11 protein-coding genes are annotated in these 14,806 nt (G+C 61.6%); 2 read left to right on the plus strand and 9 right to left on the minus strand.

Features of this window, described 5'->3' with window-relative positions; translation table 11 throughout:
- Nucleotides 1–3: 3 nt before the first annotated feature.
- The 3 genes from urtC to urtA form a co-directional block, all read right to left on the minus strand.
- Nucleotides 4–1,164, minus strand: coding sequence for an urea ABC transporter permease subunit UrtC (urtC, locus tag AC1DJO_RS15220; RefSeq protein ID WP_477971471.1), 1,161 nt, complete (start codon nucleotides 1,162–1,164; stop codon nucleotides 4–6).
- The gene (gene urtB / locus AC1DJO_RS15225; protein WP_477971473.1) at nucleotides 1,161–2,780 is read right to left on the minus strand and encodes an urea ABC transporter permease subunit UrtB; all 1,620 of its coding nucleotides are present in this window, start codon (nucleotides 2,778–2,780) and stop codon (nucleotides 1,161–1,163) included. The genes urtC and urtB overlap by 4 nt, the downstream gene beginning before the upstream one ends.
- A gap of 118 nt (nucleotides 2,781–2,898) precedes the next feature.
- A complete protein-coding gene (urtA, locus tag AC1DJO_RS15230; protein ID WP_112538920.1) occupies nucleotides 2,899–4,191 on the minus strand; it encodes an urea ABC transporter substrate-binding protein in 1,293 nt (430 codons plus the stop codon).
- A 216-nt stretch (nucleotides 4,192–4,407) separates the two neighbouring features.
- Here urtA and AC1DJO_RS15235 point away from each other — a divergent pair, with 216 nt between their 5' ends.
- Nucleotides 4,408–7,794: a hybrid sensor histidine kinase/response regulator gene (locus tag AC1DJO_RS15235; RefSeq protein WP_477971475.1), complete on the plus strand. Its 3,387-nt coding sequence runs from the start codon at nucleotides 4,408–4,410 to the stop codon at nucleotides 7,792–7,794.
- Nucleotides 7,787–8,704 carry a response regulator gene (locus AC1DJO_RS15240; RefSeq protein ID WP_477971477.1) on the plus strand — a complete coding sequence of 306 codons (918 nt, stop codon included), beginning with the start codon at nucleotides 7,787–7,789 and terminating at the stop codon, nucleotides 8,702–8,704. The genes AC1DJO_RS15235 and AC1DJO_RS15240 overlap by 8 nt, the downstream gene beginning before the upstream one ends.
- A gap of 264 nt (nucleotides 8,705–8,968) precedes the next feature.
- Here AC1DJO_RS15240 and AC1DJO_RS15245 read toward each other — a convergent pair whose 3' ends face one another.
- The 6 genes from AC1DJO_RS15245 to livM form a co-directional block, all read right to left on the minus strand.
- Nucleotides 8,969–9,937 carry a 2-hydroxyacid dehydrogenase gene (locus AC1DJO_RS15245; protein ID WP_477971479.1) on the minus strand — a complete coding sequence of 323 codons (969 nt, stop codon included), beginning with the start codon at nucleotides 9,935–9,937 and terminating at the stop codon, nucleotides 8,969–8,971.
- A 154-nt stretch (nucleotides 9,938–10,091) separates the two neighbouring features.
- On the minus strand, nucleotides 10,092–11,216 hold the full coding sequence (locus tag AC1DJO_RS15250) for a branched-chain amino acid ABC transporter substrate-binding protein (protein ID WP_112538915.1): 1,125 nt from the start codon (nucleotides 11,214–11,216) through the stop codon (nucleotides 10,092–10,094).
- A gap of 229 nt (nucleotides 11,217–11,445) precedes the next feature.
- The gene (locus AC1DJO_RS15255; RefSeq protein WP_112390414.1) at nucleotides 11,446–11,799 is read right to left on the minus strand and encodes a DUF6867 family protein; all 354 of its coding nucleotides are present in this window, start codon (nucleotides 11,797–11,799) and stop codon (nucleotides 11,446–11,448) included.
- Between the two features lie 24 nt (nucleotides 11,800–11,823).
- Nucleotides 11,824–12,552 (minus strand): ABC transporter ATP-binding protein, encoded by a 729-nt coding sequence (locus AC1DJO_RS15260; RefSeq protein WP_112390413.1) that lies wholly within the window; start codon nucleotides 12,550–12,552, stop codon nucleotides 11,824–11,826.
- On the minus strand, nucleotides 12,552–13,415 hold the full coding sequence (locus AC1DJO_RS15265; protein WP_112390412.1) for an ABC transporter ATP-binding protein: 864 nt from the start codon (nucleotides 13,413–13,415) through the stop codon (nucleotides 12,552–12,554). Before AC1DJO_RS15265 ends, AC1DJO_RS15260 begins: the two co-directional genes overlap by 1 nt.
- Nucleotides 13,415–14,806: a high-affinity branched-chain amino acid ABC transporter permease LivM gene (gene livM / locus AC1DJO_RS15270; protein WP_477971482.1), complete on the minus strand. Its 1,392-nt coding sequence runs from the start codon at nucleotides 14,804–14,806 to the stop codon at nucleotides 13,415–13,417. The genes AC1DJO_RS15265 and livM overlap by 1 nt, the downstream gene beginning before the upstream one ends.

A 14,806-nucleotide genomic window follows, 5' to 3' on the forward strand; every position in this document is an offset into this window, starting at 1 on the left:
CGCCTACTCCGCTGCCTGGATTTTTGCATCGACGCCGTCCTCGAGCGAGGGAGGCGTGGCTTCCGTCCGCGGCTTGCGCTTGCCGATATACTGCGCGGCCGTGCCGACGATTCCCTTCGGCAGGAACAGCGTGACGGCAACGAAGAGGCCGCCGAGCGCAAACAGCCAGAATTCAGGGAACAGGCCGGTGAAGATGGTCTTGCCGCCATTGACGAGGATCGCGCCGATAATCGGCCCGATCAGCGTCGCGCGGCCGCCGACAGCCGTCCAGATGACCACTTCGATCGAATTGGCAGGCGCGAATTCGCCCGGATTGATGATGCCGACCTGCGGCACGTAAAGAGCGCCCGCAACGCCCGCCATCATCGCCGAGACGACGAAGGTGAAGAGCTTGAAATGCTCGACACGGTAGCCGAGGAAGCGCGTGCGGCTTTCGGCATCGCGAACGCCGACCAGAACCTTGCCGAATTTCGAACGGACGATCGCGGAGGCAATCATCAACGACAGCGCCAGGAAGATCGCCGTGGCAGCAAAGAGCGAGGCGCGGGTGCCGTCGGCCTGGACGTTGTAGCCGATGATTTCCTTGAAATCGGTCATGCCGTTATTGCCGCCGAAGCCCATGTCGTTGCGGAAGAAGGCAAGCAGCAGGGCGTAGGTCATCGCCTGGGTGATGATCGAGAGATAAACGCCGTTGACGCGCGAGCGGAAGGCGAACCAGCCGAAGATGAAGGCCAGCAGCCCGGGCACGGCGACGACCATGATCGCCGCGAACCAGAAGTGATCGAAGCCGTACCAAAACCAGGGCAGTTTCTTCCAGTTCAGGAACACCATGAAGTCAGGCAGGATCGGATCGCCATAGACGCCGCGCGAGCCGATCTGGCGCATCAGATACATGCCCATCGCATAGCCGCCGAGCGCGAAGAAGGCGCCGTGGCCGAGCGAGAGGATGCCACAGAAACCCCAGACGAGATCGAGCGCGAGCGCTAGCAGCGCATAGGTCAGATACTTGCCGAACAGCGCCATGATGTAGGTCGGGATATGCAGCGGATTCTCGGGGCCGGTCAGGAGATTGAGCACCGGAACGAGGATCGCAACCAGAAGCAGGACGGCGATGGCTATCGAGATCTTGCGATCGAGAGACCGGAAAAGGAAAGCCGTAATCATGCTTCCACCGCCCTTCCTTTGAGTGCGAAGAGCCCGCGGGGACGCTTCTGGATGAAGAGAATGATGAGGACGAGCACCAGGATCTTGCCGAGCACCGCGCCGGCGAAGGGTTCCAGGAATTTGTTGACGACGCCGAGCGACAAGGCGCCGACCAGCGTGCCCCAGAGATTGCCGACGCCGCCGAAGACCACGACCATGAAACTGTCGATGATGTAGCTCTGTCCGAGGTTCGGCGAGACGTTGTCGATCTGGCTGAGCGCCACCCCGGCGATCCCGGCAATGCCGGACCCGAGGCCGAAGGTGAAGGCATCGACCCAGCCGGTGCGGATGCCCATCGAGGACGCCATGCGGCGGTTCTGGGTGACGGCGCGCATCTGCAGGCCGAAGGCCGAACGCTTCAGGAGCATCAGCAGCGTCACGAACACCGCCATTGAGAAGACGATGATCCACATGCGGTTCCAGGTGATCGACAGGCCGCCGAATTCGAAGGCACCGGACATCCAGCTCGGATTGCGAACCTCGCGGTTGGTCGGGCCGAAGATCGAGCGCACCGCCTGCTGCAGGATCAGCGACACGCCCCAGGTGGCGAGCAGCGTTTCCAGCGGGCGGCCATAGAGATAGCGGATGACGAGACGCTCGATGACCAGACCGACGAAGCCGGTGAAGAGGAAGGCCGCGGGTACGGAGAAGGCCAGCGAATAGGTCTCCATGCCCGGGAAATTCGAAGTAATGTACTCCTGCACCACATAGGTCGTGTAGGCGCCGATCATCACCATCTCGCCATGCGCCATGTTGATGACGCCCATAACGCCGAAGGTGATGGCAAGGCCGATGGCGGCGAGCAGCAGCACCGAGCCGAGTGACAGGCCGTACCAGACGTTCTGCACCACATCCCAGACGGCCAGGCTGCGCTTGATGCCATCAATATCCGACTGGATCGCCGGCTTCAGGTCGTCAGGCGCGGTTTCCATCGCCGTCGTCAGGATCGTCATGGCGTTGCGGTCGCCACGGGCGGCGATCGTGTCGATGGCGGCTTTCTTGTCCTCGGCGCTGACATCGCTCTTCAGCATCATCACCGCGCGGGCGGCTTCCATCGTGTTCTTGACCTCGCCGTCCTTCTCAGCAGCAAGCGCCGAATTCAACAGATCGAGATTGGAGGGGTCGGCATCCTTGAGCAGGCCCTGAGCGGCGGCGAGCCGCGCGGAACGATCCGGGCTCAGCAGCGTCAGCGTGCTCATGCTGGTGGCGATGATGCCGCGCAGCGCGTTGTTGATCTTGACCTTGGACATGTAGTCCGGGTCGATATCGGCGACGGCTTCGCCGCTGATCGGATCGGAGAATGTCGGTTCGTCATCCGTGCCGCCCTGCAGCAGAACCGGGCCGCCCTCATCGGAATTCACATAAAGCTGGCCGTCGCTGAGCTGCTGCAGGATCTGGCCCACATGCGGATCCTTGGAAGCGACGAGCGCCTTGATGGCCGCCTCGCGGGCATCGAAATCACCGACGCCGAGCGCATTGACGAGGACGTGAATGTCTTCCTGCGCCTTCAGTGCCGAGGAGAAGACCGGCAGGGCGAGGAGGAGCGCGAAAAGAACGATCTTGATGGCGCGATACATCGGCTTTCTCGCCTGGATTATCGTTGGCCTCTGGGGCACCAACCGTTTGGGACGGAGCTTCCGCCCGGAACATGGAAGTCCGGACGGAAGGCATCAGGCAGGTATCGGATCGGCTAACTCAAGACCCCTTGCCGCCGCACTTGCCGGTCGCAACGTTGAAGTTGCCGCAGTTCATCGGCTTGCGCCAATCGGAGATCAGGTCCTTGGAGTCAGGCAGGTAATCGGACCATTCGTCACCGACGACGGCAGGTGTCTGCTTGACGATTTCGAACTGGCCGTCGCCCTGGATTTCGCCGATGAGAACAGGCTTCGTGATGTGGTGGTTCGGCATCACGGTCGCATAGCCGCCCGAGAGGTTGGGAACGGAAACACCGATGATGGTGTCGAGAACCTTGTCGGTATCGGTGGTGCCGGCAGCCTCGACAGCCTTAACCCACGCGTTGAAGCCGATATAGGCGGCTTCCATCGGGTCGTTGGTCACGCGCTTGTCGTTCTTGGTGTAGGCGTGCCATTCCTTGATGAACTTCTTGTTGGCCGGGCTTTCGACCGACTCGAAGTAGTTCCAGGCAGCCAGGTGGCCGACGAGCGGCTTGGTGTCGAGGCCGGCAAGCTCTTCTTCGCCGACCGAGAAGGCGACGACAGGAATGTCGGTTGCCTTGATGCCCTGGTTGCCGAGTTCCTTGTAGAACGGAACGTTGGCGTCACCGTTGATCGTCGAGACGACGGCGGTCTTCTTGCCGGCCGAACCGAATTCCTTGATCTTGGAGACTTCGGTCTGCCAGTCGGAGAAGCCGAACGGCGTGTAGTTGATGATGATGTCTTCCTTCGGAATGCCCTTGGATTCGAGATAGGCTTCCAGGATCTTGTTGGTCGTGCGCGGATAGACGTAGTCGGTACCTTCGAGAACGAAGCGCTTCACGCCTTCCTTCTCCATCAGGTAGTCGACGGCCGGGATCGCCTGCTGGTTCGGAGCAGCACCGGTGTAGAAGATGTTGCGCGAAGATTCTTCACCCTCGTACTGGACCGGGTAGAAGAGGATCGAGTTCAGCTCTTCGAAAACCGGCAGAACCGACTTGCGCGACGAGGACGTCCAGCAGCCGAATACGGCCGCGACCTTGTCCTTTTCGATCAGCTCGCGTGCCTTTTCGGCAAACAGCGGCCAGTCGGACGCCGGGTCGACGACGACGGCTTCGAGCTTCTTGCCGAGAAGGCCGCCCTTCTTGTTCTGCTCGTCGATGAGCATCAGCATGGCGTCCTTGAGCGTCGTCTCGGAGATGGCCATGGTGCCGGAGAGCGAGTGCAGAACGCCGACCTTGATCGTGTCGTCGGCAGCGACTGCCCCATGGAATGCGGCCGTGGCCGACATGACGGCGCCGAGCACGGCACCTGAAACATATGATCGCAGATTCATCTTGTGATCCCCTCTTCTTGTTCGACAACAGGCCGAAACCGGCGGTTAACTGTTGCTTAAGGGACTATCCGGTGCTGCACTGCGAAAACACATACGTAATATGACGTAGGCACCGGGGCTAAATCTGCACGCTTATGCTGCGCCGCACCCTTAAGCGTCGCGCCCATCCATGTTACGGAAGAATGACAAACGGAACGAAGGGACCGGCGCACACGCATGGCAGCGCGGCAACGCATCATTCCGGTCAGGCGCGAATATAACCGCTGGGTCGCCAACCAGACGCTGGAAGACTACGCGCTGCGCTTCACCGCAAAGAGCGCCCGGCAGTTCTCTTCGCAACGCATCTCGCAGACGGCGATCGGCGCCATCTCCTTCCTGGCGCTGGAGGCGATCGGTGGCGCCATCACGCTGTCCTACGGCACCACCAACGCCTTCTACGCCATCATCGTCGCCTCGATCGCCATGCTCGCCATCGGCCTGCCGATCAGCCGCTATGCCATCCGCCATGGCGTCGATATCGACCTGCTGACCCGCGGCGCCAGCTTCGGCTATATCGGCTCGACGATCACCTCGCTGATCTATGCGAGCTTCACCTTCATGCTCTTCGCCATCGAGGCGTCGATCATGTCCGGGGCGCTGGAGCTGACGCTCGGCATACCGCTGTGGATCGGCTACATCATCAGCGCCGTGATGGTGATCCCGCTGGTCACCCACGGCGTCAAGCTGATCAGCCGCTTCCAGCTGATGACCCAGCCCTTCTGGATTGTGCTGAACATCCTGCCCTTCATCTTCATCGCCTTTCTCGACTGGGAGAAATTCGATGTCTGGCGGGCCTTCGCCGGCATCCGCCATGCCTCGGGACCGCCGGGCACTATCGCCGATTTCAACCTCGTCGAGTTCGGCGCCGCCTCGGCGGTCATCCTGGCGCTGATGTCGCAGATCGGCGAACAGGCCGACTTCCTGCGCTTCCTGCCACCAGATGGTCAACGCAAGTGGCGCCATCGCCTTGCGGTCTTCCTCGCCGGTCCCGGCTGGGTGATCATCGGCGCGCCGAAGCTGCTGGCCGGTTCCTTCCTCGTCGTCCTGACCTTCACGGCTGGCGTCCCGGTAGATCGAGCCGCCGATCCGGCGCAGATGTATCTGACCGCCTTCGGCTATATGATCCCCTGGCACAATGCCGCTCTTCTGCTGATGGCCGCCTTCGTCGTCGTCTCGCAGCTGAAGATCAACGTGATGAACGCCTATGCCGGCTCGCTCGCCTGGTCGAACTTCTTCTCGCGCCTGACGCATAGCCATCCGGGCCGCGTCATCTGGCTGATCTTCAACGTCGCCATCGCACTGCTGCTGATGGAACTCGGCATCTACAAGCTGCTGGAAGAAACGCTCGGCATCTTCTCGATCATCGCCATGGCCTGGCTATGCACCATCTCGGCCGATCTCTTCATCAACAAGCCGCTCGGCCTTGCCCCTCCCGGCATCGAGTTCAAGCGTGCCCATCTCTACGACATCAACCCTGTCGGCCTCGGCGCCATGACGCTGTCGGCGACCGTGGCACTCATCGCCCATTTCGGCGCTTTCGGGGAGATCGCGGCCTCGCTGGCGCCCTATATCACGCTTGTCATCTCGCTCATCGCCTCGCCGCTGATCGCCTGGGGCACCAGGGGCAAATACTATCTGGCCCGCAAGCCGCGCCACAGCTGGAAGAACCTGACCAGCATCACCTGCTCTGTCTGCGAACATCCCTTCGAGCCCGAGGACATGGCCTGGTGCCCGGCCTATGCCGCGCCGATCTGCTCGCTCTGCTGTTCGCTCGACAGCCGCTGCCACGACATGTGCAAGCCGAACGCCCGGCTGAATGCGCAGATCGGCACCGTCGCCAAGGCGCTGCTGCCCGAAACGGTCATCGAGAAACTCACCACCCGCCTGGGACGCTACGGCATCGCCGTCGTGCTGGCGCTGACCGCCGTCGGTGCGATCCTGGCGATGATCGCCCATCAGGTTGCCTCCGCGTCCCCCGAGACCGCCGAGGTCGTCAACCGCACGATCCTGATCGTCTTCTTCGTCTTCGCCGTCATCGCCGGCGTCGTCTGCTGGTTCTATGTGCTCGCCCACGACAGCCGCGTCGTCGCGGAAGAAGAATCCTCACGCCAGAACACGCTGCTGCTCAAGGAAATCGCCGCCCACAAGAAGACCGATGCAGCACTGCAGAATGCCAAGGAAACCGCAGAAGCCGCAAACCGCGCCAAGAGCCGCTATGTCGTGGGCCTTAGCCACGAATTGCGCACGCCGCTGAATGCCGTTCTCGGCTATGCCCAGATCCTCGAGCGCGACGAAACCATCCCGGCGCCGCGCCAATCCTCGATCAAGGTGATCCGCCGCTCGGCCGAGCACCTCTCCGGCCTGATCGACGGGCTACTGGATATCTCCAAGATCGAGGCCGGGCGCCTGCAGGTCTATTCCAACGAGATCAACATCCAGGATTTCCTCGACCAGATCGTCGACATGTTCCGGCCGCAGGCACAGGCGAAAGGCCTCACCTTCCATCACTATCGCTCGCCCTCACTGCCGCAATTCGTGCGCACCGACGAGAAGCGGCTGCGCCAGATTCTCGTCAACCTGCTGTCGAACGCCATCAAGTTCACCGACGAGGGCACGGTGACCTTCGACATCGGCTATCGCAGCCAGGTCGCGACCTTCACGGTTTCCGATACTGGCCGCGGCATCGCGGAGAAGGATATCAGCCGCATCTACGAACCCTTCCAGCGCGGCGAAGCCGAAAGCATCCGGCCGATGCCGGGGCTCGGCCTCGGCCTTACCATCACCCGGCTCCTGACCAACACGCTCGGCGGCGAAATCTCGGTCGAGAGCGAGAAGGACAAGGGCTCGACCTTCCGCGTCCGTCTGATGCTCTCCGCCGTCACCCGCGAAATCGTCGCCCCGCCGCAGGAAAAGAAGATCGTCAGCTATGACGGCCCGCGCCGCACCATCGTCGTCGTCGACGACAACGAGGATCACCGCGAGATGATGCGGGAAATCCTGGCGCCGCTCGATTTCGTGGTGCTGACGGCAGCCAGCGGACCGGATTGCCTGACGTTGATCGAAGGCATCAAGCCGGACCTCTTCCTCGTCGATATCTCCATGCCCGGTATGAGCGGCTGGCAGCTTGCATCGCGCCTGCGCGAAAGCGGCCAGACGTCACCGATCTTGATGCTTTCGGCCAACATCGGCGATGCCGCAGCGACCGCCGAGAGCGACGACAGCCACAATGACGCGATCGGCAAGCCCGTCGATATCAAGCAGCTGCGCGACAAGCTCGCGCTGCATCTCGGCCTCAAATGGACCTATGCTGACAGCGCCCCGCCGCCTGCAGCGCCAGCCAGGCCGCCGCTCGTCAGCCCGGGTGCGGCGCATATCGAGGAACTGATGCGCCTTTGCGAAATCGGCTACATCAGGGGGATCGAAGCCAAGCTTAATGACCTTGCCAAGGACGAAGCAAATCAGCCATTCACCGATGAACTGAGAGCCTATGTCGGCGCCTTCGATCTCGACGGCTTCATGACCTTCCTGCACGGCTTCGACGAAAAGGTAGAGACCATTGGCTGACACGGCCCATCCCCGCGATATCGTCCTGCTTGTCGATGATTCCCCGGAAGCGCTGGGCTTCCTGACCGACGCGCTGGAACAGTCGGGTTTTTCCGTGCTGATCGCCACGTCAGGCACGGCGGCGCTCAACATCGTCGAGCGCATCACCCCTGATCTCATCCTGCTCGATGCGGTCATGCCCGTCATGGATGGCTTCGAGACCTGCCGCAAATTGAAGGCGAATGCCGCAGTCGGCCAGGTGCCGGTCATCTTCATGACCGGGCTGACGGAGACCGAACATGTCGTCCACGCGCTGGAATCGGGCGGCGTCGACTATCTGACCAAGCCGATCAATATCGACGAGCTGCGCGCCCGCATCCGCGTCCATCTGCGCAACGCCCGCTCCGCCCAGAGCGCCCGCGTCGCCCTCGACGCCGCTGGACGCCATCTGCTGGCGGTCAAGGGCAATGGCAGCATCCACTGGTCGACACCACAGGCCACCCGCCTCGTCAACGCTGCCATGGGCAGCGACGACGGCATGGAGGGGGTGACGGCGCATATCGCCGCCTGGATGAAGGACCGCATGGGGAGCGGCCGCGACACCGCCTTCTCGGTCACCCACGCGGGCCAACCCGTGCTGCAACTCGCCTTCCTCGGCACCATCGGTCCCGACGAATACCTCTTCCGCCTCACCGCCGTCAGCCAGCGCAGCGACGACGCGGTGCTGCGCCAGCATTTTTCGCTGACCCAGCGGGAGTCGGAAGTGCTGCTCTGGATCGCCAAGGGCAAGGCAAACCGGGATATCGGCGAAATTCTCGGGCTGTCGGCGCGGACGGTGAACAAGCATCTCGAGCAGATCTATGTGAAGCTCGGGGTGGAGAACCGGGCGTCGGCGGCGGTGAAGGCGGCGCATGTGCTGCACGAGGGGTGATGTTGGGGGTCGCTTTCGTCTTGAGACTTCGAGCAAGAACGCCCCCCTCTGCCCTGCCGGGCATCTCCCCCACAGGTGGGGAGATTGGCTGGGCGCAACCGCTCGCCTCACAAATACCGCCCTGAAAACCGCAGCCTTCATTTAAAGCGGGGAGCCCGCTACGAGTCATCTCCCCACCTGTGGGGGAGATGCCCGGCAGGGCAGAGGGGGGCGTTCTTGCTCGAAGCCCGAAAGCAGACTCGCTCAACCCTCAGCCGATAACCCTCAAACCACCCTATCCGCAGGCTCCCGCCCCTCGAAGAACGCCGTGACATTCTCCACCACCTTCATCCCCATCGCCGTGCGCGTCTCCTCCGTCGCACTGCCGAGATGCGGCAGCAGCACCACATTCTCCATCGCCTTCAGCGCCTCCGGCACCTGCGGCTCCGCCTCGTAGACATCGAGCCCTGCCCCGCGGATCGTCCCGTCGCGCAAGGCCGCAATCAGCGCCGCCTCGTCCACCACGTCGCCGCGCGCCGTGTTGATCAGAAAAGCGCCCTTCTTCATCGCCGCAAATCGCGCCGAATTCATCAGATGCCGGTTCTCGGCCCCGCCCGGGCAATGCAGCGAGACGAAATCGGCGGCCGCAAGCACGTCCTCGACGGTGGCGAGCTGGCGCGCACCATAACGGGCCGCTTCGGCCTCATCGACCTTGGAGCGATTGTAGAACACCACATCCATGCCGAAGCCGAAATGGCAGCGCTGGGCAAACGCCTTGCCGATGCGGCCGAAGCCGATGATGCCGACGGTCTTGCCGGAGACCTTGGTGCCGATCATGTGGGTTGGGCACCAGCCCTTCCATTTATTGGCGCGGACCTGCCGGTCACCCTCCCCGCCGCGGCGGGCAACATCGAGCAGCAGCAGCATGGCGATATCGGCGGTGCAATCGGTCAGAACGCCGGGCGTATTGGTGACGGCAATGCCCTTGGCTTTGGCCGACGTGATATCGATGTGATTGTAGCCGACGCCGAAATTGCCGAGGATTTTCGTACGGATCTCGCCCTCGAAGACGGATGCCGGCAGCTTGTCGGAGACGGTCGGCAGCACCGCGTCGTAGTCGGCCAGCGCCTGGCGCAGCTGATCGGCGGTCATCGGCACGTCAGCTTCGTTGAGGGTAACCTCGAAACGTTCGGCGAGTGCCGCCTCGGCGGCAGCGGGCCAGCGGCGGGTGACGAGAATGCGCGGTCGGGACATGATGAGCTTCCGTTCTAGATCCAGGCGAGGCTCAAGACCTAGCCCATCACACCTGGATTGAAAACGTCACTCCGCCGCGAAACCGTCGCCAAAAACAAAGAAGCCCGGTCGAAACCGGGCTTCCTCTAAACGGTCGGAACCGTGCAAGCGATGCTTACTTCGCAGCCTGCGGGAAGTAGCTGTACTTGCCGTCCGGGCCCTTCTTCCATTCGTACATGATGTAGCCCGGAAGCTTCGGGTCGCCCTTTTCATCGAAGGACATGTCGCCGAGAACGGTCGGGAACGGACCCTTTTCCTTCATGGCCTTTGCAACAGCTTCCGGATCGTTAGAACCAGCGGCCTTTGCAGCGCCTGCGATCGACTGCATCGCAGCGTAGGAGTAGAGGGTGTACGCTTCCGGGTTGAAGCCGGCAGCCTTGAACTTCTCGACGAGGTCCTTGTTGGCCGGGTTCAGCGTCGGATCCGGGCCGAAGGTGTTCAGCGTGCCTTCGACAGCGTCGCCAGCGATCGAGGCCAGTTCGTTCGAAACGATACCGTCACCCGATACGAGCGTTGCCTTCAGGCCCTGGTCCTTTGCCTGGCGGATGATGAGACCAGCTTCGGTGTGGAGACCACCCCAATAGATGATCGAAACGCCGGCTTCCTTCATCTTGGCGATGAGGGCCGAGAAGTCCTTGTCGCCGACGTTGATGCCTTCATAGATGGCTTCGGTGATACCAGCGGCGTTCATAGCCTTCTTGGTTTCGTCAGCGAGACCCTGGCCGTAAGGCGTCTTGTCGTGAACGACAGCGATCTTGGCGTCCTTGAAGTGGTCGGCAAGATACTTGCCGGCAATCGCGCCCTGCTGGTCGTCACGGCCGCAAGTACGGAACGTGTTCCAGAGACCACGCTCGGTGAACTGCGGGTTCGTAGCAGCCGGGGTGATTTCGAGGATGCCGTTTTCAGCGTAAACTTCAGAAGCCGGGATGGAAACGCCCGAGTTGAAGTGACCGACAACGAATTTGACGCCGTCAGCAACGAACTTGTTCGCTACCGAGATGCCCTGCTTCGGGTCGGAGACGTCGTCGCCGAGCTCGACCTTGATCTGCTCGCCGTTGATGCCGCCAGCAGCGTTGATATCAGCGGCTGCCTGTTCGGCACCCTTCTGAAGCTGTGCACCGAACGCAGCGTTCGGGCCCGTCAGCGGACCACCAACACCAACAAGCAGGTCAGCCCGCGCAGCGCCGCTGAAAGCAACCATCGCGGAAAGAGCTACTGCTGACAGAAGATACTTCTTCATGTTTTTACTCCCAATTTTTGGGCGGGTTCCGGTCCTAGACCCAGCGCATTACCCACCATCGTTTGCGCCGGGAAAGCTGTTCCTCTCTGGGGGCATGAACCGGTGGCGTTGTGCCTTGCCGGCCATGAGCCATGCCCTTCGATTTCTTATCAGTGGCGGATTTCCGTTTTAAGTCCAAGACTTCCGGGTACCGCCGCTGAGGCAATTCATGCCTAGTTTCAACGGGCTGTCAATGTTTGTTCTTCCACGAGAAGGCGGAAGTTTTTTCGTACAGCCAGTAATAGTTGTTGACCATCTGATTGGTGCGGCGGAAGCGGAAGCCGGCCGTCGAGAAGACGAGCAGCAGCACGAAATCGATGATGTAGAAGAAGGCGCTCAGCATCGGGCCGTTGAACAGCGCGTGATGCAGGAACTGCATCACCCAGGCGAGCAGGAAGGTATAGGCGATCACCAGCGGGTAATCGCTCCAGCCTTCGGCCGCGGCCTTTCCGGCGCGCCATGCGGTCCAGAAACCGATGAGCATGACGAGCGCGCGGATAACCGTCCTGACGCCCATATCCGGTTCGAAGAAAAGTCCCTGCATGTCAAAGTCTCCCTTCTGCCCGGATCAATGCCGCCCGCCTTCGAGATAGGCGGCACGGACTTCGGGATTGGCGAGCAGTTCCTTGCCGGAACCGCTCATCGTCACCTTGCCGTTCACCATCACGTAGGCGCGATGCGAAAGCTTGAGGGCAGCAAATGCGTTCTGCTCGACGAGGAAGACGGTCAAGCCTTCGGTTTCGTTGAGCTTCTTGATCGCCTCGAAAATCCCCTTGACGATCAGCGGCGCCAGGCCGAGCGACGGTTCGTCGAGAAGCAGAAGCTTCGGACGGGCCATCAGCGCGCGGCCGATCGACAGCATCTGCTGCTCACCGCCCGAAAGCGTGCCGCCGCGCTGCGTCTGGCGCTCCTTGAGGCGCGGGAACATCACGAAGATCTTCTCGAGGTCCTCATGGAAATATTTCAGGTTATCCAGACCCGCGCCCATCTGGAGGTTTTCCAGAACGGTCATGCGCGGGAAAATCCGGCGTCCCTCGGGCGACTGGGCGATGCGCAGACGTGCGATCTCGTGGGTCGGCATCTTGGTGATGTCGCGGCCCTCGAAAATGATCGAGCCGGTACGCGCCTGCGGGCTGCCGCAGATCGTCATCATCAGCGTCGACTTGCCAGCGCCGTTGGCACCGATCAGGCTGACGATTTCACCCTTCTTGACTTCGACATCGATGCCGGCGAGAGCGCGGATATTGCCGTAATAGGTCTCGACACCCTGAACACTAAGAAGCTGTTCCCCAGCCATCAGAATGCGCCCCCTTCTACGGTCGCGATGACCTCTTCAACTTCTTCGTCTTCGACACCGAGATAGGCCGCGATGACCTTCGGGTCGTTCTTCACATGATCGGGCGTACCGTCGGAGATCTTCTGGCCGTATTCGAGAACGACGACGTGGTCGGAAATTTCCATGACCACCGACATGTCGTGCTCGATGAGCAGGATCGAGGTTCCGGTATCGGCGCGGATGCTGCGCAGCAGCTCGTTGAGTGCCAGCGATTCACGCGGGTTGAGACCCGCCGCCGGTTCGTCGAGGCAGAGCAGTTCCGGACCGGTGCACATGGCGCGGGCGATTTCCAGGCGGCGCTGGGCGCCGTAGGGCAGATCGCCAGCCGGATCGTCGGCGCGATCGGTCAGATCGGCCTTGTCCAGCCAGTAGCGTGCAAGCTCGATCGAGGCGGCAGCTTCCTTCTTGTAGCTGCCGATGCCGAGCAGGCCGAGGATCGTGTAACCCGAGGCCTTCATCAGCTTGTTGTGCTGGGCGACGAGCAGGTTTTCCAGGACCGTCAGACCCGAGAACAGGCGAATGTTCTGGAAGGTACGGGCGACCTTGGCTTCCTTGGTGATGCGGAAATCCGGAAGGCGCTCAAGCAGATACTGCTTTCCGCTCTTCTGGTTCATGGTGATCATGCCCATCGTCGGCTTGTAGAAGCCGGTGATGCAGTTGAACACGGTCGTCTTGCCTGCGCCGTTCGGGCCGATCAGGGCGGTGATATCGCCGCGCTTGGCTTCGAAGGACAGATCGTTGATGGCCATCAGGCCGCCGAACTTCATCGACAGGTGCTCGACCTTGAGCAGGGTATCGTTGGACATCGTTTCTACAGGGCTCATCAGCCGTGGCCCTCCTTGGTGAAGCTTCCGGATACCGCCTTGCGCTCCTTGAGGAAGGCGGTCGGTTCACGCGAGCCGACGAAACCGCGCGGCTTGAAGAGCATGACCACGACCATGGCGAGGCCGAAGAGCAGCATGCGGTAGAGTTCCGGCGTGAAATCGGGACCGAACACGACCTTTAGGAAGTCCATTTCGCGCAGCACTTCCGTGCCGCCGACCATGACAACCGCGGCGATCGCGATACCCGTCAGCGAGCCCATGCCGCCGAGGACGACGATGGCAAGGATGACGGCCGATTCCAGGAAGACGAAGGATTCAGGCGAGACGAAGCCTTGGCGCGCTGCGAAGAACGAGCCGGCGAAGCCGCCGAACATGGCGCCCGTCGCAAAGGCGGTGAGCTTGGTCGTCACCGTGTTGATGCCGAGCGAGCGGCAGGCAATTTCGTCTTCACGCAGAGCTTCCCAGGCGCGGCCGATCGGCATGCGGCGAAGCCGGATGGTGACGTAGGCCGTGACCAGGCAGAGCGCCAGGATCAGATAGAACAGGAAGATCTTGTAATAGGCAGACGACATCGGCAGGCCGAGCAGCTTAGCAAAGCCGCCGGCGGACGCATCGAACGGAATACCGAACAGCGTTGCTTTCGGAATGCCGGAGATGCCGAACGTTCCCTTGGTGACATCGGTCCAGTTGATCAGCACCAGACGGATGATTTCACCGAAGGCCAGCGTCACGATGGCGAGGTAGTCGCCGCGCAGACGCAGGACCGGGAAGCCGAGGATGATGCCCCAGAGCGCGGCGAAGATGCCCGACAGCGGCAGCAGCACCCAGAAGGACAGGCCGAAATAGCTGGAGAGCAGCGCGTAGGAATAGGCGCCGACAGCATAGAAGGCGACATAGCCGAGGTCGAGAAGACCGGCGAGGCCGACGACGATGTTCAGACCCCAGGCGAGCATCACGTAGATGAGGATCTGGATACCGAAGTTGTCGACCCACTTCAGCGAGCCCTGCGCACCGACGAGCGCGTAGATCACAACAGGGTAAAGCAGCAGGGCAACCAGCGCGATCTTCAGGAAGTGCGTGTGGAAGAAGCTCTTTTCCGTCGAGATATCGAGGTCGCCCTGCTTTGCCTTGGCAAGCTTGCGGCGATTGATGTTCGGCTGGATGAAGACGACCATGACGAAGCGGCCGATGGCGGCGATTGCGACGAAGATCGCAAGCAGGCCCCAGCGCTGGACGATGATCAGTTCGTTGTTGATGTTCTGCTGCGTGCCGAGACCGACATAGAGAACGAACAGGCCGAGCGAGACGAGACCGGTGAAGAAAGCTTCACGGATACCCTTCTGGACAAGCCCGGCCTCGGGCTTGCCTGCGGAAGTTTCAATGTTTGCCAT

This window comes from Rhizobium sp. 05N430, assembly GCF_056396985.1.